Here is a 26,147-nt window from a genome sequence, read left to right on the forward strand (position 1 = left end):
CCAGCCCCTTTATAAAACCAAGCGGCCTGCGTCTTACGCGGCGAACCACGTTGGCCGGGAGGGGAGCGGGCATGGTACGGGAGACGACCCTGCTTGATGGGCGAGGCGAGGGCGCGGACCGGTTCGAGACATGCGACCCGTCGCGGCGTCCACCACCCGGCCGCGCAGCGCGAGCGGTGTATCGAGCCTTGGGCTTTCTGTTCCTCGGTCTTGCGATCGCCGGCGTGGTTCTGCCGGGCCTGCCGGCAACGCCCTTCGTGCTCCTTGCCGTCTGGGCCTTCGGGCGCGGTTCACCGGAATGGGCGGCGCGCGTGGAGCGCGATCCGCGATTCGGGCCGATCCTCGTCAACTGGCGCGAGCGGCGGGCCGTGCCGCGCCGGGCCAAGGCGCTGGCCATCTTGTCCATGTCCGCGAGCTTCGCTCTGCTCGTTTATAGCGGAGCGCCTGATCTTGTTCTGCTGGGGGTCGGCATCATCCTGCTTTGCGTCGCGACCTATCTCCTGACGCGGCCTTCGGCATGAGCGGGAAACGGGTGGCTTGCGCCGACCTGCGCGATCCTCTGGTGGTCGATTGTTTCCAGGCCAAAGGACGATTAGGAAGGAGGCCGCATGGAGCCTTCGAGCGCCCAGCCGCTAACTTAACCACGAATCTCGCTGTCTTCCCCGCCATCTGAACCAGAACCTCGTCCGTACATTCATCCACCATGGCCCAGTGTTTCGATCCCAGCCAGTTTGCCGTTCTCGTGGTCGAAGACGAGCCGCTTCTTCTATGGGACGCGGTGGACCTGATCGAGGACGCCGGGTTCAAGGCCTATGCGGCGTCGAACGCGGACGAGGCGATCCGCCTTCTGGAAAATCATCCCGACATTCGCGTGCTGTTCACCGATGTCGACATGCCGGGCTCGATGGACGGTCTGAAGCTCGCCCGCGCGGTGCGCGATCGCTGGCCGCCCGTCTCGATCTTCGTCGCCTCCGGCCATATCAAGGTGACGAAGGAGGACCTGCCGGAACACGGGCTCTTCTTCTCCAAGCCCTATCCTCCGGCTTCGATCGTCCGCGCGCTGCGAGAGGTCTCGCTAAAGGCGGGTCTCTGAGCTCGTCGCCTCGGCGCTTTTGCGCCGCCGCCGCGAGACGAGGATGTCGGCCAGCGTGACAGGCCGAAAACGAAACACGTCCACCCCGACATCGTACTGCCCTGGGATCGGCGTCAACCGGCCATGCGAATGGCCGTGCAGGTCGAGCGCGCCCTTGCCGCTGCCGTTCCAGGTGCGAAAGGCGTAGTGGCACAGCACCAGTGCTCGGCCCTCCACCGTCAACTCGCGGTAGGAGGAAACGCTGCTCCAGCCATCCAGCGCAAGCGTCGCCTCGTCGTCATTGTTGCCGGCGACCAGATGCTTTCGTCCATGGAGCTGGCCGAGACGATCGGCCTTCTGGGCCGGCGAGCCGCGCGCGAAATCCCCGAGATGCCAGACCTCGTCCTCCGGCCCCACCGCCGCGTTCCAGGCGTCGGTCAGGGCCGCGTCGTGCTCGGCCAGGGTCGCGAAAGGGCGCTTGTCCAGGCGCAGGACGCGCGGATCGGCAAAGTGCGTGTCGGCGGTGAAGAAGATCATGGCTCGCTCAACGCCTCGGCCGACGCTTCGCTGCGTGCCTCAGGGCGGGGCTGGGGCCAGCGTTCCAGAGCCTCGAAGCCGGCGGGCGTCAGCGTGTAAAGGCCGCGCGCGGGATTGGCGAACCAGCCGTAGACATTGCGGCGCAGGATCGCCAGGGCGCGGGGGCAGGCGGGGCGCAGGTCGCGCGGCCGGCTCGCGCCCGCGGCCAGCGCGGCGGCGCAGCGCAGCGCCTCCTGCCGATAGGCGGTCATGACTGGGCGACGCGAGCCGCCGCCCACCGCCGGATCGCCCTCGCGCCGGCGGTGTTCGGACACGAGCTGCGAGCGCCGCTTGGGGTTCTTGCGGGGGCTGGGCGAATCCGGCGACAGGAGCACCTGAACCCTGTCCGAGCCATCGACGCCGAGCAGCCCGAAGCCGAGGCGGCGGCACAGATCGCGAAAGCGCCGGTCGCCCTCGCGGCCTTTGCCGCGCGGCGAGAGACGCGCGGCGAGCCAGACCTCGTCCACCGCCGGGGCGCGGTCGACGCCTTGCAGGACGAGTTCGAGGTTGAACTGCAGCTTGAGTTCGCACACGACCACGAAGGCCGGCTTGCCCTCCTTCAGGGCCAGGAGATCGCAGGCACCGATCTCGCCCTTCACGTCGAAGCCGAGCGTTTCGAGAAAGCGTTTGACGGGAAGGTAGAGCGCGGTCTCGCCGGCTGGGATCGGGACGGTGGACATGGCGCCTCCCATACAGGACAAGGCGAGCCGGCGCATCGGCTTTAAGCGCGACGCGGGAGCACATCCTTCGAAGCTCGGCGCCTCGTCAGAACCAAAACTGCTCCTCGTCGGGCCCTCCGCCTCCGGCGTGTGAACGGTCTCCAACTCCGCAGGACGCGCCCTCATGACCGATCCGATCGTGATCCTCGACCCGACCGATCCGCGCATCGAGCCGTTTCGCGACGTGCGCGACCGGGATCTGCGCGGACGCCAAGGCTTCATCGCGGAAGGCAGCGTGGTGTTGGACCAATTGGCCCGTTCCCGCTCCTTTCGCGCCCGTTCGCTTCTGATCCTCGAAAACCGCTTGGCCGGGCTCGAAGCGCGGCTCGCCGCCTTCGGCCCGGACGTTCCGGTCTATGTCGCGGGTGCAAAGGTGTTCGATGCCATTGCAGGCTTTCCCGTGCATCGCGGCGTCCTCGCCTATGGCGAGAAGGTGGAAGGGGCGGGCGGCGAGGCGGAGTGGGATCGGCAGCTAAGCGACATCAGAGACCAGGGCGGCCTCGTTCTCGTCGCCTGCGGCCTGTCGAACCACGACAATATGGGCGCTCTGTTCCGCAATGCCGATGCGTTCGGCGTCGGCGCCGTGCTGCTCGACGGGGCGGCCTGCGATCCGCTTTATCGCAAGGCCATCCGTGTTTCGGTCGGGTCCGTGCTGACCGTTCCCTTCCTGCGAATGGGGACCCCAGCCGCCATCCACTCGCGCTTGGCGCATCTCGGCTTCGACTGCCTGTTCCTCTCGCCCGCCGGCAAGATCGCGCTGCACGCACTGACGGGACACCGGCCCCGCGCGCTGTTCCTGGGGACAGAAGGAGAAGGGCTCGACCCCGCGCTTATCGAGAAGGTTCAGACGCTACGCATCGGCATGGCGCCGGGGCTCGACAGTCTCAACGTCGCGACTTCGGCCGCGATCGCCCTCCACCATTTCTTTTCGCTGCGCCCGGACTAGGGCGTTCGGCTGGGCTTGCAGGGGCAGTCGGCGCGGCGGGCGCGGGCGTCTCCGCCTCGCTTTCGGTCGGTGCCTCTGACTGCGGGCCGTCGCCGGGCGGCGTCGGCGCATCCGCCAGAAGGGCGCGCACGCGCTGGGCGAGACTAAGTCCGCCGTTCGGGCGCGGGGGCTCGGGCGTTTCGATCAAGGCTCTCAGCGGCGACTGCGCGCCTTCCGCCTCGATCTCCTTTTGGATGACCCTTGCCGCGATGTCGCTCATGCGCTCGCGGATTTCTGCATTCTCGTTGCCGTCCGCCGGAGCCGGCGTCTCCGGCTCTCCCGTTCCCGGCTGGCTTTTCAGCACCGCGCGCAGGCGCTCGTTGCCGCTCCGGCGCGGGTCAGTGCCCTCCGCGCGAACGGGCGGGGGGGTGATTGCGATTTCTGGCTTGGGTCGGCCGGTGTCCGCCACCCGGGCGTCGGGCTTGGGCGCGGGGGTGCGCGCCAATCGCAGCATGTCTTCCAGCTGCGCGATCCGCCCGTCGGCGAGCGTGATGCGCTGGCGCTGCTCTTCGGCGCGCTCCTTCAGCGCCCGGTGGCGCAGCGTGAAGGCTTCGAGTTCGTCGGCTCGCGCCTGCAGCCGGCCGCGCAGCTCCTGGCGCGCCTGCACCAGCTCGTCCCGTTCCGCCACCACGGCACCGAGACGTTCCTCGATCTGCTCGATGCGCCGGTCGCGCTCGGCCAAGGTCTCTTCCAGCTCCTTGCGACGCGCCAAGAGATGGCCGTTTTCCAGGATCACGCGACCGGCCTCGCCGCGCTCGCGGGTCGCCTGCTCGCGCAGGTCGGCGTTGCGACGCTCTTCCCGCCGCAGCGAGAAGGCGGAGGTGGCGCGCACGAGGTCCATCTCGGCGCGGATCTCGTTGACGCTGGTGGGGATCGTCGCGTCGAAGGCGCGCCGGGCGAGGCGCTGCGCGCGCCGCCAGACGAGCGGCACGAAAAGAAGCGCGATCAAGGTGGCGGTGAGGGCGCCGAGAAGAAAGATAAGGGCCGTCGCGATCATCAAAGTCCCAGCGCTCCCAAGCGCGGAAGCGGCCCAGCGAGAACGGGACCGACGCTCCATGCCGACGGCCGCGAAGCGGCCGGACCCGGCTCGCGGCTTCTACGCCAGAGGCGGCCAACCTGCCTAGCCTCGATGCGCGCCGCGCCCAGTCTCCGGCCTATATGGTCGCGATCCCGGCTTCGGGTAGCGGCGCGCGAGCGCCGCGTCAGAACGGGTTCCAGGTCGGCGCGGGGGTCAGCTTGAGATAGCCGATATTGACGCCCAGCCGGGCGCCGACGCCGGTGCGGATCGGTACGATCGTGACGGAGTCGCGCTGAAGGAAGGTCATGCCGACGCCGCCCACGAGATAGGCGCTGCCCGACACGCCGGCATACCGGCCGTAGAGGCCGCTGACGGCGGGCAGGTCGTAGACCAGCATCATGGTGCGCGCGCCGTCGCCGCCCGCGTCGAGCCCGACCGAGGGGCCCTGCCAATAGACCTTGTGCTCGCCGGCGTTCTTGGTGAAGAGCGTGCCCTCGCCGAAGCGCAAGCCGCCGATAAAGGCGCCCGAGCCTTCTTCGCCGAGAATGTAACCGTTCGGCAGGCCGCGCTGCTGGAAGGCGCGCTCCACGGCGGTGGCGATGCCGCCCGATGTCGCGCCGAAGAAGCGGTGCCCTTCAGTCACGATCTCCTGCATCGAGTAGCCGCCGGACTGCTGCTGCTGCTGCGCGCTCGCGGGCGCGAGAGCCGGCGGCGCCAGAACGGCTCCGAGCGTGAGAAGGGCGAGCGACAGGGGGCGGATCTGCCGAAAGAGGCGCTGCATGGATCGTATCCTTGGGAACGAGCGGGCGCGCGCGGCTGCGCTTTTGAAATCGGAGCCTAGGTCCGCCATGGTTGACGAAATCCTAAGATGCGAAACAAAAACCGCTAGATCGGCCGACGCTGACAGGGTGGCCCGGTTTCCGCGCCCAAGCGGTGCGGAGCGAGGCGTGAATTCTGTTGCTCTTACCGCACGCGCGCCCGCGAAATCGGCGCCGGGCGCGATCCGGCCTCGCGGGGCGGCGATGTCCATGTTAGGCGCGCAGTCAGACAATTTTAACGACTAGGACGAACGGAGCCTCGATGACGACCCTGCCCGACTTGTCCGCGCCGGATCTGGCCGCGCTGCTTGCCAGCCGTCTGTGCCATGACATCATCTCGCCTGTGGGGGCGGTGCAGGCCGGTCTCGAGCTTCTCGACGAAATGCCGAACGATCCGGAGGCCATGGCCCTGGTGCGGCGTTCCACGCAGAGCGCGGTGGCCAAGCTCCAGTTCGCCCGCATCGCCTACGGCTCGTCAGGCTCCACCGTCGCGCAGATCGACATGGGCGATGCCAAAACCGTGGCCGAAGGCTTCATGTCCTTCGAGAAGGCGGAGCTTAGCTGGGACGGGCAGCGGGCCTATGTACCCAAGAACATCGCCAAGCTGGTTCTCAATCTCGTTCTGATCGCCAATGCCTCCGTGCCGCGCGGCAAGCGCGTCGAGGTGAAGGTGGAGGAGCTGGAGCCGCGTCTTCGCATCACCGTGACCGCGAGCGGCAAGCCGCTGCGCGTTCCCGCGACCTTCCGGGCCCTGCTGGCCGGCGAGACCCTGGCCGAGCCGATCGACGCGCATGGCGTCCAGCAATATTACACGCTGCTCCTGGCGCAGGAATGCGGGGCCAAGGTCACGCTCGCGCTGGAAGACGAGACCGCGATCCTCACCGTCGAGCGGGACTGATCGCTCAAAAGCGCGGGGAGGGAGTAACGCTTCCTTCGCCGCGTTTGGCAACCGAACAAAAAGGCGCCGCGCGTAGGGTCTGGCTCATGACCGCCGCCCGGAGCCTCGCGCCATGCCGTCCTGCCTCGTTATCGACGAGAACAACATCGTCCAGAAGGTCGCCAACCGGATTCTGTCCGGCCTCGATATCGAGACGGTTGCCGTGTCCGGCCTGCGGGAGGCCGAGGCCATCCTGGGGATGAAAAAGACCCGGTTCGACCTGGTTCTCCTGTCCGCGACCATGCCGGACACGCCGGTGGACGTGGCCTTGCGCACGCTGCGGGCGGGCCCTGTGGGCACGGCGCCCATTCTCGTGTCCCTCGTGGAAGCCAATCTGGGGCTGATGACCCGCTCCAAGCGAGCCGGCGCCTCGGGCTTCCTGTTCCGCCCCTTCGACCGCGCCAGCCTGTCGGCCTGGGTCGAGCCCTTCCTCGTCGCCGCCTGACGGGGAGGGAGGCGAACGAGATCACTCCCCATTTGCCTCAGAATCGTCCGATATGTCGTAGGAGCGTTCGAGTGCTTATGGCCGGTTTGATCGTCTGATCTACGGACATGAAGAAGCCCGCGGCCGGAGGTCCGGCGCACGGGCTTGTTCGGTGTCGGTCGCCTCGGATCAGGCGGCGCGCGTGTCGGCTTCCGGCTCGCGCAGGACGTAGCCGCGACCCCAGACGGTCTCGATGTAGTTCTTGCCGTCGGTCGCCGTCGCCAGCTTCTTGCGCAGCTTGCAGATGAAGACGTCGATAATCTTCAGCTCTGGCTCGTCCATGCCCCCATAAAGATGGTTGAGGAACATTTCCTTGGTGAGCGTGGTGCCCTTGCGAAGCGAGAGAAGCTCCAGCATCGCATATTCCTTGCCCGTGAGGTGCACGCGCTGTCCGTTAACCTCGACTGTCTTGGCGTCGAGATTGACGGTCAGATCGCCGGTCACGATCACCGACTGGGCATGGCCCTTCGAGCGACGCACGATGGCGTGAATTCGCGCCACCAGCTCGTCCTTGTGGAAGGGCTTGGTCATGTAGTCGTCCGCGCCGAAGCCCAAGCCGCGAACCTTGTCCTCGATTCCAGCCATGCCGGAGAGGATGAGGATCGGCGTCTTCACTTTCGCAAGACGCAGTGTCCGCAAGACTTCGTAACCCGACATATCGGGAAGGTTCAGGTCAAGCAGGATGATGTCGTAATCATACAACTTGCCGAGGTCGACACCTTCTTCGCCCAGATCGGTCGTGTACACGTTGAAGCTTTCGGACTTCAGCATGAGTTCGATGCTTTGCGCGACGGCGCTGTCATCCTCGATCAAAAGAACGCGCATCATCTATTCCTCTGCGTCAGCCCAGTCGATCGCCTTGAAACCGACAAGGTTGGAGTTCGTGCCCTGATGGATCGAAGCTTGGCACTGAATGGTTAACAATCGCTTCAATTTCTGGTCCCAGTTCGAACTGTTGTAGTGATGGAAGCTTAAGTTCGGCGGGAGTTGCCCTGAGGTCACAGTGCGACAACACGGGCATGCAAGAAGGGAAGCGTTTGAACCGTTCGATTTACTGAGCCTTAAATCCTCGCCGCATATGATTAACGGCGCGCGTAAACAGGTGGTTAAAGCTAGCCAGCGAGGCTTGCCCGAAACCCCCTCTCGCGACGCGGCACGGGGCTTCATGTCGAGAGGTCCTAGGGAACAGGAGAGTGAACCGTGAAGCCGAAACGTGAGAACCTCATGCGACTCAGTCGTTTCAAGGTGACGGAAAAGCGGCGTCAGGTCGAGCAGCTTCAGCTCATGCTGAACGAGTTCGAGCGCATGGCGTCCGAATTGGACGCCCAGATCGCGAACGAGGAGAAGAAGGCGGGGATCACGGATGTGACCCATTTCGCCTATCCCACCTTCGCCAAGGCGGCTCGCACGCGGCGCGACAACCTGATGAACTCCGTGGGCGATCTGCGCATCCAGATGAACGCCGCCCGCATCTCGCTGGAGGAAGCGGAAGCCGAGTTCGCCAATGCCGAGAAGCTGGAACAGCGCGAATCGGTGGACGACCGGCGCCCCGCCGTCGCCTGACGGCGGTCCTCGGGCTCGCACGCGGCGGCCCGGCCGAATCAACACCCGAAAAGGCCCGGCGCGCAGGCGCACGGGCCTTTTGCGATTCGGGGCTGCGACACGCGATTCAAGGCTGAAGCAAGGCTTCGATCCTAGAACGAATCGAAGCCAGCGCCCGCGCCAGGGCGGCGTCGCGAGTCGCTCGCGGCTCCGCGCAAAGGTTGAGGGGGAAGGGCGCACACAAAAAGGACCGGCTTTCGCCAGTCCCTCGATGCGGTCGTTCTCGATTCCGAATGACGCAATCTTCTAGTGAAGATCGGCCTTCTTTCGGTATTCCTGGATCTGCGTCGTGCGTAGGCCTGCCAGGCCGTGACTGTCGATCGATACCTGCCATGACAGGAACTCTTCCACGGTCAGCGTATAACGCGAGCAAGCTTCGTCGAGGCTGAGAAGGCCGCCCCGAACCGCCGCCACGACTTCCGCCTTGCGACGAATGACCCAGCGCCGCGTGTTGGACGGGGGAAGATCGGCGATCGTCAGCGGGCTACCGTCCGGACCGATAACGTATTTTACTCTTGGTCTAACCTGATCGGTCATTGAACTCTCTACACTCACGCAAAGACCTAATCGCTGAACCGAAGTTAGCCCTAAGCTTCTAAAAAATCCGCTAAACCCCTTGAAAGACTTTGATAAGAGGTTGTTTCAACTCCGCCGTGCCGCAAAACGCGGCGGCGCGATGGCAGAGCGAGGCGAAAAGCCATGCAGCATCATACGGTTGGCAGGACGGTCCATAGGGCTTACATACGCGCTTTGACCGGCTGCCTCGCCGGGGCTATCGCAGAGTCTTCGCCATGTTGAACAGTCTCGATCTTCCGAAGGCGCCCGCCGATACGCGCGTCGTCGTCGCCATGTCCGGCGGCGTCGATTCGTCCGTCACCGCCGCGCTTCTGAGCGAGCAAGGCTACGACGTCGTGGGAATCACCTTGCAGCTCTATGACGGCGGCGCGACGCCCAAGCGCGCCGGCGCCTGCTGCGCGGGGCAGGACATCGCCGACGCGCGGCGCACGGCCGAGATTCTCGGCATTCCCCATTACGTTCTCGACTACGAGGACAAGTTCCGCCAGTCGGTCATCAATCCCTTCGCGGAAAGCTATCTGGCGGGCGAGACGCCAATTCCCTGCGTCGCCTGCAATCAGACGGTCAAGTTCCGCGATCTCCTGGCCACCGCTCAGGATCTCGGCGCCGACGCGCTGGCGACCGGCCATTATATCGAGTCGCGTCCGAACGGCACCGGCCGCAGCCTCTACCGCCCCGCCGATCTCGACCGGGACCAGAGCTATTTCCTCTACGCCACCACGCAGGCGCAGATCGATTTCCTGCGTTTTCCGCTGGGCCGGTTGACCAAACCCGAAACGCGCGAGATCGCAGCGCGCTTCGGGCTTGGCGTCGCGTCTAAGCCCGACAGCCAGGACATCTGCTTCGTCGCCAACGGGCGCTACAGCGACGTCATCGCCAAGCTGAAGCCGGATGCCGGCGCGCCGGGCGATCTCGTTCATGTCGACGGGCGCCATCTCGGCCAGCATTCCGGCATCGTGAACTTCACGATCGGCCAGCGGCGTGGCCTCGGCATTTCCTCGGCGGAGCCGCTCTATGTCGTGGGCATCGACGCGCGCAGTCGCACCGTGACCGTCGGGCCGCGCGAGGCGCTGGCGACGCGCCGGCTGGCTCTGCGCGAGGTGAACTGGCTGGGAGCCGAGGGGTTCGAACAGGCGGCCGCCGCCGAGAGGCCGCTCTTCGTGAAGATCCGCTCCACCCGCCCGCCGGCGCCCGCGCGGCTCGTCGCCGAAGGGGACCGGATGCTGGTGGAGCTCGCCATGGGTGAAGAGGGCGTGTCGCCGGGGCAGGCCTGCGTCTTCTATGCCGGCGAGGGCGCTGGGGCCCAGGTGCTTGGCGGCGGCGTCATCGCCCGCACCGAGCCGGTCTCGGCTGCCGTGCGGGCGGCCTGATCGTTTTGCCTGCCTTCAGGCGGCGCGGGGCGAGGCGAGATTGAGAAGGCGCACCGTTTCCACCGCTTCCGCCGCCCCGGTGCGGGGCTGGGCGCGCGTTTCGATGCAGTGGATGAAGTGGCGCAACTCTCGGTCCAGCGGCAGGCCTGGCTCGGTCGGCTGGTAGTCCGCGTCGGCCGAGCGGAAGCCGAAATGCGCGCCCTCGCGCCAGACCTCGTGCGCATAGAGCGCGAGCTTCTGCCCTTCGGGCGCGAGATCGTCGAAGGTGATCATGCCCTTGGTGCCGATCACCGAAAAGCGCCGGTCGCGATAGGGCGAGATGCGCGAAACGTGGATCTCTCCGGTAAGACCGTTGGCGAAGCGCAGGCCGATATCGGCCGCGTCGGTCTCGTCGCTCAGCACCGTGCGCCGCAGCGTTTCCACCGTTTCGGGCGGCGAGCCCGCCATGTGAAGCACCAGCGAAAGATCGTGCGGTGCAAGGTCCCAGACGGCATCCATGCCGAGGAAGCGCCCGAGCCCCATCCGCGTCGAGACGATGTGCCTGACGTCGCCGATCCGTCCCTCGCGCACGAGGGCGTCGAGCGCCTCGAACACGGGGTGGAAGCGCAGGACGTGGCCGACCATCAGGAGCCGGTTCTCCGCCTTGGCGACGCGGGCCGTCTCCTCGGCGTCGGCAAGATCCAGCGCGATCGGCTTCTCGATCAGGACATCCTTGCCGGCGCGGAAAGCGGCGCGGGCGGTCGGCCCATGGAGGCGGGGCGGCAGGGCGAGGACGACGCCGTAGATCGCAGGGTCGGCCAGAATCTCTTCCATGGAGCGAGCGGGGATCTCGAACCGCTGCGACAGGCCTGAGGCGCGCTCGGCGTTCCCCTCCGAAATCGCGGCCAGCGCGCCGATCTCCTTCAGGGTGCGGACATGGTTCTGTCCCCATTGCCCACAGCCGATCACGGCGATTCGCGTTGTCATCGTCAAGGTCCCCATGCGCTTCTCGTCATGCCCGATGCGGCAAAGGACACGCCGAGTCGGATGTGTCTCTAATGACCGCCGCCAGCCGATAAGGCCAGAGGCCGAACGGCTTTCGCAACGGCGATCCGGCGCGAGGATAAGGCAAGCGAGGGAGGATGTCGGATAAGGTTTGGTGGTGGCGGTGGGTGGACTTGAACCACCGACCTTCGGGTTATGAATCCGACGCTCTAACCGGCTGAGCTACACTGCCATTCCAAAACGGGCGGCTACGAGGCCACCGACTTTCGAGCGGCGCTAGTCCAAACTCGAAAGAGCCCGTCGCCTTGCGGCGTAGCGAGCATGGGCGCGATATACGAAGGGCGAACGGCGTCTGTCAAGAGCCGCACGCCGCCTCGGCGCGGGAAACGGGTTGAATCACGAGGCGAAAGCCGGCGAGAAGGGAAGGGTGCTCGCGCTCCGTTCACGCTCGAACCCTCCGTCCCGCTTTCTCCCGGTTGCTTCATGATCCAGCCTCTTGGCCCTGCTTCCCCCTTTCCGGCCGACTGGTTCGGGCTCGACGCGGTGACGCTCGCGCAGCGGCTGATCGGGGCGGGGCTTTATCTCGACGGCGTCGGGGGCCTGATCGTGGAGACCGAAGCCTATCGGCGGGACGATCCGGCCTCGCACAGCTTTCGCGGGGCGACGGAGCGCAACCGCGCCATGTTCGGCGCAGTGGGGCGCGCCTATGTCTATCGCTCCTACGGCATCCACTGGTGCCTCAACATCGTCTGCGATGCGGGGGAGCCCGGCAGCGCGGTCCTGATCCGCGCGCTGGAGCCCAACGCCGGGCTGGAGGTGATGGCGGCGCGGCGGCGAACCGCGGCGCCGCGGCTGCTCTGTGCCGGCCCCGGGCGACTGGCCGAGGCGCTGGGCGTGGACCGCTCCCACGATGGCGCCGATCTCCTCGCCGCCCCGTTCTCGATGACGGCGCCGAACGGGCCCTTCGCGCTTTCGGCCGGCCCGCGCATCGGCATCACGAAGGGCGTCGATCATTCCTGGCGCTTCGGCCATGCCGGCTCGCGCTTTCTCAGCCGGGCCTTTCGAACCGGCGAGCCGGGCTGAGCTGAGAGCCTGTTTGGAAACTCGGTCGGGTCGGGCCGGCGGTTCTTTTTCGCCGTCACCCCAGGGCGAGACGTGCCGCGCAAGCGCGGCAGTGCTGCGCAAGCGCATCAGAGCCGCGCGGGCGCGGCAGATGTATCGCCCGTCCGCATGGACCGTTGCCAATCCTCGTCGATGCGCCTTCGCATCACTCAAGTTTGGCGGCTCGCGACACCCAAAAATCCCTCGCCGCCCCTCCGCCGCCGAATTTCCAAACAGACTCTCAGCTCTTGCCTGGGGGAGTGGCGGGATAAGATGGCCGGTTACGAAAGTCAGGTCGTGCCTGGGCGCCAATTTCGCTTGGATCGGCGCTGGGGTCGGTATACGCGCTGGTCGTGCCTGTTTCCGAGGCATGACCCGCGCGGATCGCCCTCCATGACCAGCCAGTCGCTCCCTTCCCGGACCTCTTCCAGCGCCGTTCTGGGCGTCGGATTCATGCTGCTCGGCGTGTTTCTCTTCGCGGTGAACGACGCGATGGGGAAATGGCTGGTCAGCACCTATACGGTCGGTCAGGTTCTGCTTCTGCGCAGCATCGCGGCGCTCTTGGTGGTCGCGCCCTTCGTGCATCGCGAGGGCTGGGCGCGGGTGCTCCGCCCGCATCGCCCGCGCCTTCAGCTGCTGCGGGCCCTGGGCTCGACGCTGGAGGTGGGCTTCTTCTACTGGGCCTTGAGCTACCTGCCGCTCGCCAATGTCATGACCTTCTATCTCGCGGGGCCAATCTATGTGACCGCGCTCTCGGCGCTTATCTTGAAAGAGCGCGTCGGCTGGGTGCGCTGGAGCGCGGTTCTCTGCGGCTTCGTCGGCGTTCTCGTGGCGCTGGGCCCCGATCTTGCCAGCGCCGGCTGGCCGGCAATGATCGCGGTGGCGGGCAGCTTATGCTATGCGCTTTTGATGATCTCGACGCGCATTCTCGCCAAGAGCGGGGAGGTGACGCTGATCGCTTGGCAGACCACGGCGGCGCTGATCGGCGGCGCTATCCTCGCGCCGGTCGGCTGGGTCAATCCGAGCACCTTCGATCTCGGCTTTCTCTGCCTGCTCGGCGTCGTGTCGATGATCGCCCATAGCTGCGTCAACCGCTCGCTGCTGATTGCGCCGGCCTCCGTCGTGGTGCCCTACCAGTACACGCTGATCGTCTGGGCGATCCTGTTCGGCGTGGTGCTGTTCGGGGAGACGCCGAGCGTTTCGCTGCTGGCGGGCGCTGCGATCATCACGGCATCCGGCGTCTTCATCTTCCTGCGCGAGCAGCGGCTGAGCGTCGCCACCACGGCGCGGGGCGCGGCTTCCGCCTCCGGCGCGCCGGACGCCGTGCAGATCGTGGAGGAGGCCGACCAGCGCTGAGGACCGGGGAGGGCGGCGACGTTTATCCCCGATCTATCCCCGATCTTTCCCCGCCCTGGTGCGGTGCTCCTACGCTCGGCGCATTCCTCAATCCGAACGGAAAGCGCCGCCTATGTCCCGCTCGCCTCGCCTCGATCTGCCCTTCGTGCTGCCGCAGCAGGCGCAGAAGCATCTCACGGTCAACGACGCGATGCGTCGGCTCGACGCCATCGTGCAGACGGCCGTCTTCTCTGCCAGCACGGTGAGCGAGCCGGCCGCAGCGCGCGCGGGCGATCTCTATATCCTGCCGCCCTCCGCCACTGGCGCTCGCTGGAGCGCGATGAAGACCGGCGCGCTGGCTCTGTTCGAGGATGGCGCCTTTGTCGAGATGGCTCCCGTCGCGGGTCAGATCGCCTATGTCGTGGACACCGGCGCGTTTCTCCTGTTCGACGGCGCGAGTTGGACGGACCGGCCGTTCCGGCCAAGGCAGGCGGATCACTTCGCGGTGAACGCCGATCCGTCCGACGCCAACCGACTGACGGTCGCGGCCGACAGCGAACTTCTGACCCACGATGCGCGCACGCCCGGCAGCGGAGACGCGCGCAAGGTCATCAACAAGGCGGGATCAGCGCGCACCGCCTCGGTGGTATTCCAGTCCGCCTTCTCGGGCCGCGCCGAGATCGGCTTGGCCGGCAGCGACGATCTGACCATTCGCGTCTCGGCGGACGGCTCGGCCTTTCGCGACGCCCTGCGCATCTCGGCGGCCAACGGGCGCGTCGCGCTCGGCCGGGCCGAAGCGCCGGTCTGTGCGCTGGATGTCGGCGGGCCGGTGCGCGTGGCGAGCTATGCCAGGAACGCGCTTCCGTCCCCCGCTGGCGGTTCGGGACAGATCGTCTATGTGTCGGACGAGGCTGGCGGCGCGGTTCTGGCCTTCAGCGATGGTTCGGTCTGGCGCCGGGTGACGGATCGCGCGCCCGTGAGTTGACGGCGCCCGTTCGCCCGAGGCATTGCGCTGGGCTTGACCGGATGGTCAGCCTGGCGCGAACCCTGTCGTGCGATAGCCGAAACAAACTCGAAGACGATTCGATACGGGGAGCAAGCATGGCGATCTGGGCGATCGGTCTGATGACCGGAACGGTGCTGGACGGCAATGTCGACATCGCCATGCTGCGCACGGACGGCGAGACGATCGAGGAATTCGGCCCGACCCTGCTCGCGCCCTATCGGCGCGACATCCGGCCGCTTCTCAAGGAAACGCTGGCCGAGGCCGCCGAATGGGGCTTCAAGGGCGCCGAGCCGGAGATCTTCGACGAGGCCGAACGCGCCCTGACCCTGGCGCAAGCGGAGGCAGTCGCCTCGCTCATGGAAGACGAGGGCGTGTCGGCCGGCGATATCGGCGTCGTCGGCTTTCACGGGCAGACGGTGCTGCACCGGGCGCGGAGCCCGGAGCGGCTGGGCGCGACGCGCCAACTCGGCGACGGCGAGCTGATGGCGCAGAAGCTCGGCATTCCCGTGGTCTACGATTTCCGCTCGGCCGACGTGGCGGCGGGCGGGCAGGGGGCGCCGCTGGCCCCGCTCTATCACCGCGCGCTTCTGCGCCGCATCGGCGCGGGCGAGGAGACGGCCTTTCTCAATCTCGGCGGCGTCGCCAACGTCACCTGGGTGGCCGACGACGGCACGATGCAGGCCTTCGACACCGGCCCGGCCAACGCGCCGCTGAACGACTGGATGGGCCGGCGCATGGGCGCCGAGATGGACCGCGACGGCCAGTTCGCGGCCAAGGGTCATGTGGACGAGGCGCGGCTGGAACAGCTTCTGGCCAACCCCTATTGCGTGCGGCCCTATCCGAAATCGCTCGACCGCAACGATTTTTCCGCCAACATGGCCGAAGGTCTCTCGACCGAGGACGGCGCGGCGCTGCTGACGGCGGTGACGGCGGGCATGGTCGGTCGGGCGCTCGACCTCCTGCCGCGTCGCCCGACCCGGATCGTGGTGGCGGGCGGCGGGCGGCGCAATCCCATCCTGATGCGCGAGATCGCCCGGCGGGCGCGCGTCGAGGTGGAGGACGCCGATGCGCTGGGCCTTCGCGGCGATACGGTGGAAGCGGAATGCTTCGCCTATCTCGCCGTGCGCTCGCTGCGCGGCATGCCGATCAGCTATCCCACCACGACCGGCGTTCCCGAGCCGATGACCGGCGGCCGCCTTGCCCTGCCGAGCGGGCGCTCACTGCCCGACATCGACGAGAGCTGAGGCGATCCACCGGACTTTTAGCTCCCCAGGCCAGCAATCCGTTCCGCTCCCGGCTATTCATTGCCTATGCGTAAAATCGCGCGCGGCGATTTTCATGCACCCAACCCGCTCTAGCTGCGTTGTCCAATCTGGAAACGTTACAAGGAGCGGCATCGGTCATGCGACTGAACGTCAACGGAGCCGACCACGAGTTGGATCTCGACCCCCGCACGTCCCTGCTCGACGCCTTGCGCGAGCATCTGGAACTGACGGGCACGAAGAAGGGCTGCGACCACGGCCAGTGCGGCGCCTGCACCATTCTGGTCAACGGCCGACGGATCAATTCCTGCCTGACGCTCGCCATCATGCACGAGGGCGACGCCATCACAACGATCGAGGGCCTGGGCGCCCCTGGCCACCTGCATCCCATGCAGGAGAGTTTTCTCCATCATGACGGCTACCAGTGCGGCTACTGCACGCCGGGCCAGATCGTCTCGGCGGTCGGCATGCTGGGCGAGGCGAAGGAGAACTGGCCGAGCCATGTCTCCGACGCGCTCGACGGCACGGTCGAGCTGAGCGACGCGGAGATTTCGGAGCGCATGAGCGGCAATATCTGCCGCTGCTCGGCCTATCCCAACATCGTCGACGCGATCCGCTCGGCCAACGGAAAGGGCGCGGCATGAGGCAGTTCGATTACGTCAGGGCCACCAGCCCGAACGAGGCGGCCCATGTCGCGGCCGAGGCCAGCACCAAGTTCATCGCCGGCGGCACCAATCTCCTCGACCTGATGAAGCTGCAGGTGGAGGTGCCGACGAAGCTCGTCGACATCAGCCGGCTGGCACTGAAGACGATCGAGGAGGTGGACGGCGGCCTTCGCATCGGCGCGCTCGTCTCCAACAGCGATCTGGCCGCCCACGAGCGGGTGCGGCGCGACTATGCCGTTCTGTCCCGCGCGCTCCTGGCTGGCGCCTCCGGCCAGCTGCGCAACAAGGCCACCACCGGCGGCAATCTCCTGCAGCGCACGCGTTGCGGCTATTTCTACGAGACCACCAGCCGATGCAACAAGCGCGAGCCGGGGTCGGGCTGCGACGGGCGCGAGGGCTTCAATCGCATCCTCGCCGTTCTCGGCACGTCCGAGGCCTGCATCGCCACCCACCCGTCCGACATGGCGGTCGCCATGCGGGCGCTGGATGCCGTGGTGGAAACGGTGAAAGCCGACGGCTCAGCGCGCGAGATCCCGATCGCCGAGCTGCACCGCCTGCCGGGCGGCACACCCCAGATCGAGACCAGTCTGGAACCGGGCGAGCTGATCACCGCCGTGCGCCTGCCCAAGCCGATCGAGGGCACGCATCTCTATCGCAAGGTGCGCGACCGCGCGTCCTACGCCTTCGCGCTGGTCTCCGTCGCCGCCGTGGTGCGGGTGGAGGGCGGCAAGATCGCCGACGCGCGGCTTGCCTTCGGCGGGCTCGGCACCGTGCCCTGGCGCGACGCGGCGGTGGAAGACGCCCTGAAGGGGCAGGCGCCGAGCGACACGCTGTTCGCCAAGGCCGCCGACATTTTGCTGCGCGAGGCCAAGGGCTTCGGCGACAATGATTTCAAGCTGGAGCTGACGCGCCGCACCTTGCCGGCCGTCTTGCACGAAGCGACGAGGGACCAGAGCTGATGGATACGTTCAATCTGAAGATGAACGAGCCGGTCGGCGAGACCCGGCTCGACGCGGGCGTGCAGAACGTCATCGGTAAGGGCATCGACCGGTTCGAAGGCCCGCTCAAGGTCTCGGGCCAAGCACGCTACGCCTATGAGACCATGCACGGGGCGAATGTCGCCTACGGGCATCTCGTCACCGCCGGCACCGCCGCGGCCCGCATCAAGCGGGTCGATGTGATGGCCGCGCTCGCCAAGGCGGGCGTGCTCGACGTAATCTACGAGGACGGCGGACCCCGCGCCTCGGCCGACGCGAGCGACCCGATGCCGGCCCCGATCAAGGGGGCGGTCGTCCATTACGGTCAGCCGATCTGCCTCGTCGTGGCAACCAGTTTCGAGATCGCGCGCGACGCGGCGCGATTGGTGGAGATCGAGTACGAGAAGACCGAAGGCGTGTTCGATCTCGCTGCCGAACAGGGCAAGGCCTACGAGCCGCCCAAGGGCTCCGGCGCCATGCCCTCGACCGTCACGCGCGGCGACTTCGACAAGGCCTTCGCCAAGGCCGAGATGCAGTTCGACGCGACCTATACGACGCCGAGCCAGAGCCATTCGGCGATGGAGCCCCATGCCGCGGTCGCCGACTGGAAGGACGACGAACTGACGCTTTATGGCTGCTATCAGCTGGTCTCGACCAATGTCTCCCAGCTCGCCAAGGCGCTCGGCATCTCGGCCTCGAAGGTTCACATGGTGAACCGCTATATCGGCGGCGGCTTCGGCGGAAAGCTGGGCATCGGACCCGAGAGCGTCTTCGCGGCGCTCGCCTCGCGCCGCCTTGGCCGGCCGGTCAAGGTCGCGTTGACGCGCCAGCAGGTCTACCAGGCGACCTCGCGCCGCTCCGACACGATCCAGCGCGTGCGCCTGGGCACCGATAAGAGCGGGCGCATCCAGGCCATCGCCCACGACACGATCACCAGCAATTCGGAAGGCGACGAATTCTTCGAGCCGGCCGGCATCTCCACCGTCTTCCTCTATGCCGGCGAGAACCGGCAGATCACCCACCGCAAGGTCAATCTCAACCTGCTTCTTTCCTCCTCCATGCGCGCGCCGGGCGAGGCCGTGGGCATGCTGGCGCTGGAAAACGCCATGGACGAGATGGCGGAGCAACTGGGCCTCGACCCCGTCGAATTCCGCAAGCGCAACGAGCCGGAGGTCGATCCGCAGGACGGCTTGCCCTTCTCCTCGCGCATGCTGGTGGAGTGCATGGACGAGGGCGCCCGCCGCTTCGGCTGGAAGGAGCGCCGCGCCAAGCCCGGCACGCGCCGCGAGGGCGAATGGCTGATCGGCATGGGCATGGCCGCCGCCTCGCGCCTCAATCAGCTTCAGCAAGCGTCGGCCCGCGTGACGCTGCTCGGCAGCGGTCGCGCTACGGTCGAGACCGATATGACCGATATCGGCACCGGCACCTACACGATCCTCCAGCAGATCGCCGCCGAGATGCTGGGCCTGCCGCATGAGAATGTGGACGTGATGCTGGGCGATTCGCGCCTGCCGCAGGCACCGGGCTCCGGCGGCTCCTGGGGTGCGAACTCCTCGGGTTCGGCGGTCTACACGGCCTGCGAGGGTATCGTGGAGGCGCTGGCCAAGAAACTCGGCGTAAAGCCTGACGAGATGACGCTGAAGGACGCCACGGTGATCGCCGGCAACCGCCAGACGCCGCTGTCGCAGGTGCTGTCCGACGGCCCGATCGTGATGACCGGCAACTTCAAGCCGGGCAAGACCGCGCAGAACACCCATCAGGCGAGCTACGGCGCGCATTTCTGCGAGGTCGGCGTCAATGCCGTGACGGGCGAGGTGCGGGTGCGCCGGATGATGACCGTCGGCACGGCGGGGCGCATCCTCAACGAGAAGACCGCGACCTCGCAATGCTATGGCGGGCAGATCTTCGGCATCGGCGCGGCGCTGACCGAGGAACTGGTCGTGGACGTGCGCAGCGGACTGCTCGTGAACCACGATCTGGCGGAGTATCATGTGCCGGTGAATGCCGACATTCCGCAGCTCGAAGTGGTTCTCCTGCCCGAACGCGACCGTGCGGCGAGCCCGCTCGCGGGCAAGGGCATCGGCGAGCTTGCCATCTGCGGCGTCGGGGCGGCGGTGACCAACGCGATCTACAATGCCTGCGGCGTCCGGGTGCGCGACTATCCCATGACGCTGGACAAGATCCTGGCCGGGCTGCCGGCCAACGGACACCGGATCGCGGCGGAGTAGGCCGCTCATTCAAAGAGAGTGAGAAAAGGCGCCGGCCCGTCCGGCGCCTTTTTCGTTGGTTCAGGCGGTTGCGGCCAACGGCCCGCCGGCCCACCAAGTCGCCTCGCGCGAGACGATGGCGCCATATTCGCCGATCACGGTGCTCGCCATGCGATGGCCCGCCTCCGCCGCCTGCTCCAGCGTGCCGCCCGACAGAAGAGCGGCCAGCGCCGCGCCGTTGAAACTGTCGCCCGCCGAGGTCGTGTCCACAATCGCAGGCGCGGCAACGCCCGCGATCTCGCGCAGGCCCGACGCATCGCCCAGCAAGGCCGGCTCGCCGCCGGACTTCACGATTGCGCTGGTGGCGCCGAGCGAGAGGAGACGCTGTACCGCGCCGCGCGCGTCGGCATCGCCATAAAGCGCCTGCTCGTCGTCGAGGCCGGGCAGGCTAAGACTGGCATTGGCATGCGCCCGGGCGATCGTCTCGGCCGCTTCGTCCTTCGAAGCCCAGAGGCGGGGGCGGTAATTGCCGTCGAAGGCGACGATGCGGCCGGCGGCCTTCATGCGGCCGGCGAGCGCCAGAAGCCGCTCGCGGCCCTCGGGCGAGAGGATCGCCAGCGAGATGCCGGAATAGACCAGCCCGTCGAACCCTTCGAGTTCGGCCTCCAGCGCCTCGTCGCGCCCTTTCGCGAACAAACGCCGCGCGGCCGAGGTGGAGCGCCAATAGGAGAAGGAGCGCTCCCCCTTGTCGTCCCGGCTGATGGCGTAGAGGCCGGTCGTTTCGCCCTTGGCGATCTCGACATGCCCGGCCTTGACCCCTTCGCCCTCGATAAAGCCGGGAATATCGAGCCCGAACGGATCGTCGCCGACCCGCGTGACGTAGTGAACCTCCGCGGCGCCCGTATCGCCGAGCGCGCGGCGGCAATAGACCGCCGCGTTCAGCGTGTCGCCGCCGACCGTGCGGCGCATCGTGCCCGGCTCGTCGCCCGGCCGATGGTAGAGTTCGATCATGCACTCGCCGAGAAAGGCGATGCGAGGTCGGCGTGCGGACATCAAGCGTGGCCCTTCGCCAGGAAGCTGTCGATCGCCTCGGTCTTCGGCATGGCGCTGCGCGCGCCGAAGGAGAGGCAGGCGAGCGAGGCGGCCGCGACGGCGCGCTCCGTCGCCTGCCCGAGGGACAAGCCCGCGTCGAGCCCGGCGGCCACGACGCCGCAGAGCGTGTCGCCCGCGCCCGTCGTGTCCACAGGCTCGATGCGCGGCGCGCGGAAGCGCTCCGTCGTGCCGTCGCCGCCAGCGACCAGCGCGCCGTCGCCGCCGAGCGTCGCCAGAACCGTCAGCTTCGTCTCGGCCGCCAGCCGGTCTGCGAGATCGTCGGCGTCCGTGCCGGCGACGGAGAGGATCGCAGCCGTTTCCGCCAGCTCATGCTCGTTGACGATCAGGACGTCGCTCGCGGCCAGCAGCGCGCGCAGCGAGGCCGAATCGACCCCGGCGGGCACGGGCGCGAGATTCAGAAGAACCCGCACGCCGCGCTCGCGCGCCTCGCGCGCCGCGATCAGCGTTTCCTCGAAGGGCAGTTCCATCTGCAGGACGAGGGCGGATGGAGAAGAAGCCCAGACCGGGGCGAGGTGCGAGGCCTCGGCCAGCCGGTTGGCGCCACTCGCCACCGTGATGGCGTTCTCGCCATCGCTTGCGACGGTGATGAAGGCGCAGCCCGTCGCCTCCGAGACGCGGGCGAGAGCGGAGGTGTCGATGCCTTCGCGCTTGAGGGTTTCCGCCTCTTCCTCGCCGAAAGCGTCGCGCCCGACCGCGCCGACGAAGAGCGTCTCTGCGCCCGCCCGGGCTGCGGCGGTCGCCTGATTGGCGCCCTTGCCGCCGGCCATGCGCTCGTAGCGCGGCGCGAGCACCGTCTCACCCGGCTTGGGGATCGCCTCGACCCGGCAGACCAGATCCACGTTCAAGGAGCCGAAGACGACGATCATGGGTGAGCTTCTCCCGATTATGCCGCCCGATCCCTAGACAACAACGATTCCCGCCACAAGCTTGCAGACATCTGTGAGGTCGGCCGATGGACGCGGTTCCGTAAGTCCTCCTGCGTTTTGACTGGTCGAGCCGGCCGGGCGCGTTATAACTCGCGCGCGATCCAATTTCGCTTTGCGGATTCGCCTGAAGGGATTGAAGCATGACACCGAGCTATGGTTTTGCCTGCACCGAGGCCGGCGCGCCGATGAAGCCCTGGAGCTTCGAGCGCCGCGATCTGCGCGAGGACGACGTCCGAATCGAGATCACGCATTGCGGCGTCTGCCATTCCGACATCCATCAGGCCCGTAACGACTGGGGCTGGGCGAGCTATCCGTTGGTGCCCGGCCACGAGATCGTCGGCCGCGTAGCCGAGATCGGTTCGGCCGTCTCCGGCTACAAGGTCGGCGACAAGGTCGGCGTCGGCTGCATGGTGGATTCCTGCCAGGAATGCCCCTCCTGCGCCGATGGCCTGGAGCAATACTGCGAAAACGGCATGACGCAGACCTATGCCGACAAGGACCGCCGCGACGGCCAGACCACCTATGGCGGCTATTCCGACCAGATCATCGTGCGGGACAAGTTCGTCCTGCGCATGCCCGAGAGCATCGATCTCGCCGCCGCCGCGCCGCTGCTCTGCGCCGGCATCACCACCTATTCGCCGCTCAAGCATGCCGGCGTCGGCAAGGGACACAAGCTCGCCGTGGTGGGCCTCGGCGGTCTCGGCCATATGGGCATCAAGTTCGGCGTGGCGCTCGGCGCCGAGGTGACGCTGTTCACCCGCTCGCCCGCCAAGGAGGCCGAGGCGCGCGCGCTCGGTGTGACCAACGTCATCCTGTCGACCGACGAGGCGCAGATGAAGGCGGCGGCCGGCACGTTCGACTTCATCCTCGACACGGTGCCCGTGCCGCACGACCTCAACCCCTATATCTCCACGCTGAAGCGCGACGGCACGCATATCATCGTCGGCGTGATCGGTCCGCTGGACCCGCCGGTCAGCGGCGTAAACCTCATTCTCGGCCGCAAGTCCGTGATCGGATCGCTGATCGGCGGCATCGCCGAGACGCAGGAAATGCTCGATTTCTGCGCCGAGCACGGGATCGCCTGCGATATCGAGACGATCAAGATCGCCGAGATCAACGAAGCCTTCGACCGTACGGTGAAGGGCGACGTCCATTATCGCTTCGTCATCGACATGGCCTCGCTCGCCGAGACCAAGCAGGCGGCCTGACCGCTCGCCGACAATCGCGAATCAGGGAACGCCGGCCTTCGGGCCGGCGTTTTCGTTTCGTCTCCAACAATCGAAAGCTCTGCCGTGAAGCCTCATATCGTCTGCCTGATGATGACCTCCGTCGACGGACGCGTCCTCACCGAAGGCTGGGCCATCGACGCGCCCTCCGACATTTTCGAATCGGCCCATGACGAGTTGAAGGGCGATGCCTGGCTCGTCGGCCGCGTCACGATGGAAGAGGATTTCGATGCCGGCGGCGAGTGGGAGCGGGGCCTTGCCACGGGGCCGATCGAGCGCACCAATTGGTATGCCAAGCCGGACGCCGGCCAGTTCGCCATCGCGCTCGACCGTGCCGGCAAGCTGAACTGGAAGCGCAACGAAATCGACGGCGAGCATTTCGTGGCGATCCTCAGTGAGGACGTGCCGGACGATTATCTCGCCTTTCTGCGCAAGCAGGGCGTCTCCTATGTCTTCGGCGGAGCGGGAGAAATCGACTTTGCGAAGGTGATGGACACGCTGGCTCGCGATCTCGGGATCAAGCGCCTGCTTCTCGAAGGCGGCGGCGGGGTCAACGGCTCGGTTCTGAATGCCGGGCTGGTGGACGAGATCGTCCAGTTCGTGCTGCCGCTGACCGACGGGCGGCCCGACGCGCCGAGCCTGTTCGACATTCGGCCGGACTGGCGCGGCTCGCGCAAGCTCATGCTTCTTTCCTGCGAGGCGGACGAGAAGGGCATCGTGAAGCTGCATTACCGCGTAGAGAATCGCTGACGGGCTACCGGGGCTCGCGGCAGGTTCGCCTTTTCGCTAGGAAAGGCGAGGCCACGCGAGACCGACATGGACGACCCGACCCAGCCCAAACCCAGCCACGCCTCTCCGATCACCCGGCTGCGCTTCGTCTTTGGGGAGAAGCGCATCCTCGGCCCCGGCCGCGTCGATCTTCTAGAGGGGATCGGTGCCACCGGTTCGATCGCCGCCGCCGGGCGGCTGATGGGCATGAGTTACAAGCGGGCCTGGACGCTGGTGGAAGAGCTCAACGCCACGTTCGACGCCCCGCTGGTCGAGATGCACCGGGGCGGAGCGGGCCATGGCGGGGCGCAGCTGACCCCGCTCGGGCTTGAGATCACCGAACGCTATCGGCGGATGCAGGCGGCGAGCGACGGGGCGATCGCCGCCGATCTGGAAGAACTCGTCAGCAGGCTGCGCCAAGGCGGCGAGATGGCGGACTAAGCCGCTCCTCGACCCCTGCTGGCCGTGCCACCCTCGTTCGAAAACGCCCGTTCAATTCGCGACCCGACAGGGGTTTCTGCGGCGTCGGAACGGGCGGGGCCTTCTGATCTCCGTGCGGGACAAGGGCGTTCAGCGCCCGGCGCAGCGCGATATGGCGCCCGAGATCATAGCCTACTGAGCGCCGCCGCGCGGCGCGCACGAGCCGCCTGTTCTCCTCCTCCAGCCTCGACACCAGACCCCGGCGATCGGCCGGCCCGAGCGCCGAGAGGCTGGTCTCCTCAGCCGTCAGAAATCCGAAGCGCCGGGCGAAGCCGATCGCCGCGCTCTCGTCGCTCGCGCCGGCTCCGAGGGAACGCGCGGCGAAAATCTCGGCCGACAGGCGAAGCTGCGCCTCGAAACGGTCGAGCGCGGTGGGGGCGGGATGGTCGAGCATGGGGGCATTCCTCGAATGAATGGGAGCTTCGAGGGTGCGGCTGGCCCGGGAGCGGGGGACAGATTCGGGGAAGTTTCGCGCGAGGCTTGTGGAAAAGCCGGCATCAAACCCTTGGGCGGCAGGGGTTTGAAGATAGAACAAAAAAAGAACAAATAAGAAAACATTCCTACATGGCCGGACGGGCCGTATCTTGTCGCCTGGTGACCGAAACGAGGACCTTCATGTCTCCCCATCCCTATCGGCCGAATCAGGGTCCCCGGGCGCATCCCTGTTTCGTGCCCGTCTCGCCCACGCAGCGCCGGCTGCAGTGCCATGTGGCGTGCGAGATCGTGGCGGCCTTTCTCGGCATCTCGGCGCAGGACATGCTCTCGCGGCACCGTGCGCGGGCCGACATCGCCCATGCCCGGCACACCGCGATCTATCTCGCGCATGTCGCCTTCCAGCTTCCGCCGCTTCTGGTGGCGGAGGGGTTCGGGCGAGACCGATCGAGCGTCGCCTACGCTCTGCAGCGGATCGAGGACCAGCGCGACGATCCCGATTTCGACCGGCTGCTGACGCGGATGGAGAATCTGGCCAAGGCCTGCCGCCGGCTTACCGTGCCGAACGAGGATGGAGAAGGGATATGAGCATGGCGGCAAGAAGCATCAGCGACGAATCGCCCTTGGCGCGGCTGGCAACCCGGCGCGGCACGGATGGCCAGCCCTGGCTCACCGCGCCCGAGGCGGAGGCGGGCGAGCGCCTGCGGCGGGACTGGACGCGGGGCGCGATGATGCCGCGTGTCACGCAGAGCTGGGACGGGCTCCCCGGTTCGGGGCGCAGCCGCTCGTCGGGAAACGATCTCGGCGATGCGGCGCTGGACTGCCGCAAGCGCGTCGGCGCCGCGCTAACGGCCGTGGGGCCGGAGCTTTCAGGCGTGCTGGTCGATGTCTGCTGCTTCCTGAAGGGGACGGAGCAGGTCGAGCGCGAGCGGCAATGGCCAGTGCGCTCGGCCAAGCTCATGCTCAAGGCCGGTCTTGGCGCGCTGGCGCGCCATTATGGCCTGATTCATCAGGCGGGCGAGGGGAGGGGCGGGCTGCGCGGCTGGACGGCGGAGCCCTGATCAGGCGGCCGCTTGCGCCTCCAGCGCGGTCTTCGCGTCGCGCTGGATGCGGGCCACCATGGAGCGCAGACCGTTGGAGCGCTGCGGCGTCAGATGCTCCTTGAGCCCGAGGCTCTTGAAGATCGTCTCTGCGTCGGTCGCCAGGATCTCCGGCGCGCTGCGGCCGGAATAGACCGACAGTGCAATTGCGACCAGACCGCGCACGATATGGGCATCCGACTCGCCCCGGAAGCTGAGATGCGGGGGGGTCGCCCCGTCGCTCTGGCTGGTGAGCCAGACCTGACTGACGCAGCCCGGCACCTTGGTGTGCTCGTTCATATCGTCCGCCGGCATAGGTGGAAGTTCGCGGCCGAGTTCGATCACGTAGCGGTAGCGGTCTTCCCAATCGTCCAGAAGCTCGAAATCGCCCTGGATGTCCTCGATCGTCCTCATACCAGCTGATTCCTT

30 protein-coding genes and 1 tRNA gene are annotated in these 26,147 nt (G+C 67.1%); 19 read left to right on the forward strand and 12 right to left on the reverse strand.

Going from position 1 to position 26,147, the window contains the following annotated elements:
- The first annotated feature begins 71 nt into the window (after positions 1-71).
- Positions 72-521, forward strand: coding sequence for a YbaN family protein (locus AUL32_RS08530; protein WP_082659423.1), 450 nt, complete (start codon positions 72-74; stop codon positions 519-521).
- Between the two features lie 182 nt (positions 522-703).
- On the forward strand, positions 704-1,093 hold the full coding sequence (locus AUL32_RS08535; protein ID WP_061976704.1) for a response regulator: 390 nt from the start codon (positions 704-706) through the stop codon (positions 1,091-1,093).
- On the opposite strand, the gene AUL32_RS08540 is transcribed toward AUL32_RS08535, so the two are convergent.
- Positions 1,076-1,609: a metallophosphoesterase family protein gene (locus tag AUL32_RS08540; protein ID WP_062113702.1), complete on the reverse strand. Its 534-nt coding sequence runs from the start codon at positions 1,607-1,609 to the stop codon at positions 1,076-1,078. The genes AUL32_RS08535 and AUL32_RS08540 overlap by 18 nt on opposite strands.
- The gene (locus AUL32_RS08545) at positions 1,606-2,328 is read right to left on the reverse strand and encodes a DUF2161 domain-containing phosphodiesterase (RefSeq protein WP_244497746.1); all 723 of its coding nucleotides are present in this window, start codon (positions 2,326-2,328) and stop codon (positions 1,606-1,608) included. The genes AUL32_RS08540 and AUL32_RS08545 overlap by 4 nt, the downstream gene beginning before the upstream one ends.
- A gap of 163 nt (positions 2,329-2,491) precedes the next feature.
- Here AUL32_RS08545 and AUL32_RS08550 point away from each other — a divergent pair, with 163 nt between their 5' ends.
- A complete protein-coding gene (locus AUL32_RS08550; RefSeq protein WP_062113704.1) occupies positions 2,492-3,313 on the forward strand; it encodes a TrmH family RNA methyltransferase in 822 nt (273 codons plus the stop codon).
- On the opposite strand, the gene AUL32_RS08555 is transcribed toward AUL32_RS08550, so the two are convergent.
- Together AUL32_RS08555 and AUL32_RS08560 are read right to left on the reverse strand one after the other, a co-directional pair.
- The gene (locus AUL32_RS08555) at positions 3,252-4,349 is read right to left on the reverse strand and encodes a hypothetical protein (RefSeq protein ID WP_062113706.1); all 1,098 of its coding nucleotides are present in this window, start codon (positions 4,347-4,349) and stop codon (positions 3,252-3,254) included. The two genes, AUL32_RS08550 and AUL32_RS08555, sit on opposite strands and share 62 nt — an antisense overlap.
- 205 nt (positions 4,350-4,554) lie before the next feature.
- Positions 4,555-5,151 carry a DUF1134 domain-containing protein gene (locus tag AUL32_RS08560; RefSeq protein ID WP_062113708.1) on the reverse strand — a complete coding sequence of 199 codons (597 nt, stop codon included), beginning with the start codon at positions 5,149-5,151 and terminating at the stop codon, positions 4,555-4,557.
- 299 nt (positions 5,152-5,450) lie between these two features.
- Between AUL32_RS08560 and chpT the strand changes: the two genes are divergently transcribed.
- Positions 5,451-6,086, forward strand: coding sequence for a histidine phosphotransferase ChpT (gene chpT, locus AUL32_RS08565; RefSeq protein ID WP_061976699.1), 636 nt, complete (start codon positions 5,451-5,453; stop codon positions 6,084-6,086).
- 112 nt (positions 6,087-6,198) lie between these two features.
- On the forward strand, positions 6,199-6,570 hold the full coding sequence (locus AUL32_RS08570; RefSeq protein WP_062113711.1) for a response regulator: 372 nt from the start codon (positions 6,199-6,201) through the stop codon (positions 6,568-6,570).
- 168 nt (positions 6,571-6,738) lie between these two features.
- Here AUL32_RS08570 and ctrA read toward each other — a convergent pair whose 3' ends face one another.
- Positions 6,739-7,434 carry a response regulator transcription factor CtrA gene (gene ctrA / locus AUL32_RS08575; RefSeq protein WP_019996509.1) on the reverse strand — a complete coding sequence of 232 codons (696 nt, stop codon included), beginning with the start codon at positions 7,432-7,434 and terminating at the stop codon, positions 6,739-6,741.
- 375 nt (positions 7,435-7,809) lie between these two features.
- Here ctrA and AUL32_RS08580 point away from each other — a divergent pair, with 375 nt between their 5' ends.
- Entirely contained in the window at positions 7,810-8,172 is a 363-nt protein-coding gene (locus AUL32_RS08580; RefSeq protein WP_061976697.1) for a flagellar FliJ family protein, read from the forward strand.
- A 285-nt stretch (positions 8,173-8,457) separates the two neighbouring features.
- Here AUL32_RS08580 and sciP read toward each other — a convergent pair whose 3' ends face one another.
- Positions 8,458-8,748 (reverse strand): CtrA inhibitor SciP, encoded by a 291-nt coding sequence (gene sciP / locus AUL32_RS08585; protein WP_026358527.1) that lies wholly within the window; start codon positions 8,746-8,748, stop codon positions 8,458-8,460.
- Positions 8,749-9,002: 254 nt separating this feature from the next.
- Between sciP and mnmA the strand changes: the two genes are divergently transcribed.
- A complete protein-coding gene (gene mnmA / locus AUL32_RS08590) occupies positions 9,003-10,157 on the forward strand; it encodes a tRNA 2-thiouridine(34) synthase MnmA (RefSeq protein WP_062113712.1) in 1,155 nt (384 codons plus the stop codon).
- Between the two features lie 15 nt (positions 10,158-10,172).
- Here mnmA and AUL32_RS08595 read toward each other — a convergent pair whose 3' ends face one another.
- A complete protein-coding gene (locus tag AUL32_RS08595) occupies positions 10,173-11,123 on the reverse strand; it encodes a Gfo/Idh/MocA family protein (protein WP_062113799.1) in 951 nt (316 codons plus the stop codon).
- Between the two features lie 173 nt (positions 11,124-11,296).
- Positions 11,297-11,373, reverse strand: a tRNA-Met gene (locus AUL32_RS08600).
- 251 nt (positions 11,374-11,624) lie between these two features.
- On the opposite strand from AUL32_RS08600, the gene AUL32_RS08605 reads away from it, so the two are divergent.
- The 7 genes from AUL32_RS08605 to AUL32_RS08635 all read left to right on the forward strand — a co-directional run bounded on the left by AUL32_RS08605 (position 11,625) and on the right by AUL32_RS08635 (position 19,715).
- Complete coding sequence (locus AUL32_RS08605) at positions 11,625-12,224, forward strand: DNA-3-methyladenine glycosylase (RefSeq protein WP_062113714.1); 600 nt, start codon at positions 11,625-11,627, stop codon at positions 12,222-12,224.
- A gap of 411 nt (positions 12,225-12,635) precedes the next feature.
- Entirely contained in the window at positions 12,636-13,598 is a 963-nt protein-coding gene (locus AUL32_RS08610) for a DMT family transporter (protein WP_062113717.1), read from the forward strand.
- A gap of 112 nt (positions 13,599-13,710) precedes the next feature.
- The gene (locus AUL32_RS08615) at positions 13,711-14,562 is read left to right on the forward strand and encodes a DUF2793 domain-containing protein (RefSeq protein WP_062113718.1); all 852 of its coding nucleotides are present in this window, start codon (positions 13,711-13,713) and stop codon (positions 14,560-14,562) included.
- Positions 14,563-14,678: 116 nt separating this feature from the next.
- Positions 14,679-15,827, forward strand: a complete 1,149-nt coding sequence (locus AUL32_RS08620; protein ID WP_062113720.1) for an anhydro-N-acetylmuramic acid kinase — start codon at positions 14,679-14,681, stop codon at positions 15,825-15,827.
- Between the two features lie 158 nt (positions 15,828-15,985).
- Complete coding sequence (locus AUL32_RS08625) at positions 15,986-16,489, forward strand: 2Fe-2S iron-sulfur cluster-binding protein (protein WP_082659425.1); 504 nt, start codon at positions 15,986-15,988, stop codon at positions 16,487-16,489.
- Entirely contained in the window at positions 16,486-17,469 is a 984-nt protein-coding gene (locus tag AUL32_RS08630) for an FAD binding domain-containing protein (RefSeq protein ID WP_062113721.1), read from the forward strand. Before AUL32_RS08625 ends, AUL32_RS08630 begins: the two co-directional genes overlap by 4 nt.
- Positions 17,469-19,715, forward strand: a complete 2,247-nt coding sequence (locus tag AUL32_RS08635) for a xanthine dehydrogenase family protein molybdopterin-binding subunit (protein WP_062113722.1) — start codon at positions 17,469-17,471, stop codon at positions 19,713-19,715. Before AUL32_RS08630 ends, AUL32_RS08635 begins: the two co-directional genes overlap by 1 nt.
- A 60-nt stretch (positions 19,716-19,775) precedes the next feature.
- Here the strand turns inward: AUL32_RS08635 and AUL32_RS08640 are convergent, their stop codons facing one another.
- Together AUL32_RS08640 and AUL32_RS08645 are read right to left on the reverse strand one after the other, a co-directional pair.
- Positions 19,776-20,747 carry a sugar kinase gene (locus AUL32_RS08640; protein ID WP_062113723.1) on the reverse strand — a complete coding sequence of 324 codons (972 nt, stop codon included), beginning with the start codon at positions 20,745-20,747 and terminating at the stop codon, positions 19,776-19,778.
- Positions 20,747-21,673, reverse strand: a complete 927-nt coding sequence (locus AUL32_RS08645; protein ID WP_062113725.1) for a ribokinase — start codon at positions 21,671-21,673, stop codon at positions 20,747-20,749. Before AUL32_RS08645 ends, AUL32_RS08640 begins: the two co-directional genes overlap by 1 nt.
- 200 nt (positions 21,674-21,873) lie before the next feature.
- Here AUL32_RS08645 and AUL32_RS08650 point away from each other — a divergent pair, with 200 nt between their 5' ends.
- From AUL32_RS08650 to AUL32_RS08660, 3 genes are all read left to right on the forward strand, one after another.
- Positions 21,874-22,941 (forward strand): NAD(P)-dependent alcohol dehydrogenase, encoded by a 1,068-nt coding sequence (locus tag AUL32_RS08650; RefSeq protein WP_062113728.1) that lies wholly within the window; start codon positions 21,874-21,876, stop codon positions 22,939-22,941.
- An 84-nt stretch (positions 22,942-23,025) separates the two neighbouring features.
- Positions 23,026-23,709 (forward strand): dihydrofolate reductase family protein, encoded by a 684-nt coding sequence (locus tag AUL32_RS08655; protein WP_062113730.1) that lies wholly within the window; start codon positions 23,026-23,028, stop codon positions 23,707-23,709.
- A 66-nt stretch (positions 23,710-23,775) separates the two neighbouring features.
- Positions 23,776-24,168, forward strand: coding sequence for a winged helix-turn-helix domain-containing protein (locus AUL32_RS08660; RefSeq protein ID WP_062113732.1), 393 nt, complete (start codon positions 23,776-23,778; stop codon positions 24,166-24,168).
- Here the strand turns inward: AUL32_RS08660 and AUL32_RS08665 are convergent.
- Complete coding sequence (locus AUL32_RS08665) at positions 24,131-24,601, reverse strand: hypothetical protein (protein ID WP_062113734.1); 471 nt, start codon at positions 24,599-24,601, stop codon at positions 24,131-24,133. The genes AUL32_RS08660 and AUL32_RS08665 overlap by 38 nt on opposite strands.
- Positions 24,602-24,822: 221 nt before the next feature.
- Between AUL32_RS08665 and AUL32_RS08670 the strand changes: the two genes are divergently transcribed.
- Together AUL32_RS08670 and AUL32_RS08675 are read left to right on the forward strand one after the other, a co-directional pair.
- Entirely contained in the window at positions 24,823-25,227 is a 405-nt protein-coding gene (locus tag AUL32_RS08670; RefSeq protein ID WP_061976683.1) for a helix-turn-helix domain-containing protein, read from the forward strand.
- Between the two features lie 2 nt (positions 25,228-25,229).
- The gene (locus tag AUL32_RS08675; protein ID WP_062113737.1) at positions 25,230-25,700 is read left to right on the forward strand and encodes a DUF6456 domain-containing protein; all 471 of its coding nucleotides are present in this window, start codon (positions 25,230-25,232) and stop codon (positions 25,698-25,700) included.
- Here AUL32_RS08675 and AUL32_RS08680 read toward each other — a convergent pair whose 3' ends face one another.
- Positions 25,701-26,132, reverse strand: a complete 432-nt coding sequence (locus AUL32_RS08680) for a SufE family protein (protein ID WP_061976681.1) — start codon at positions 26,130-26,132, stop codon at positions 25,701-25,703.
- Positions 26,133-26,147 lie beyond the last annotated feature (15 nt).

It is taken from the genome of Aureimonas sp. AU40, from assembly GCF_001463785.1.
GTDB lineage: Bacteria > Pseudomonadota > Alphaproteobacteria > Rhizobiales > Rhizobiaceae > Aureimonas.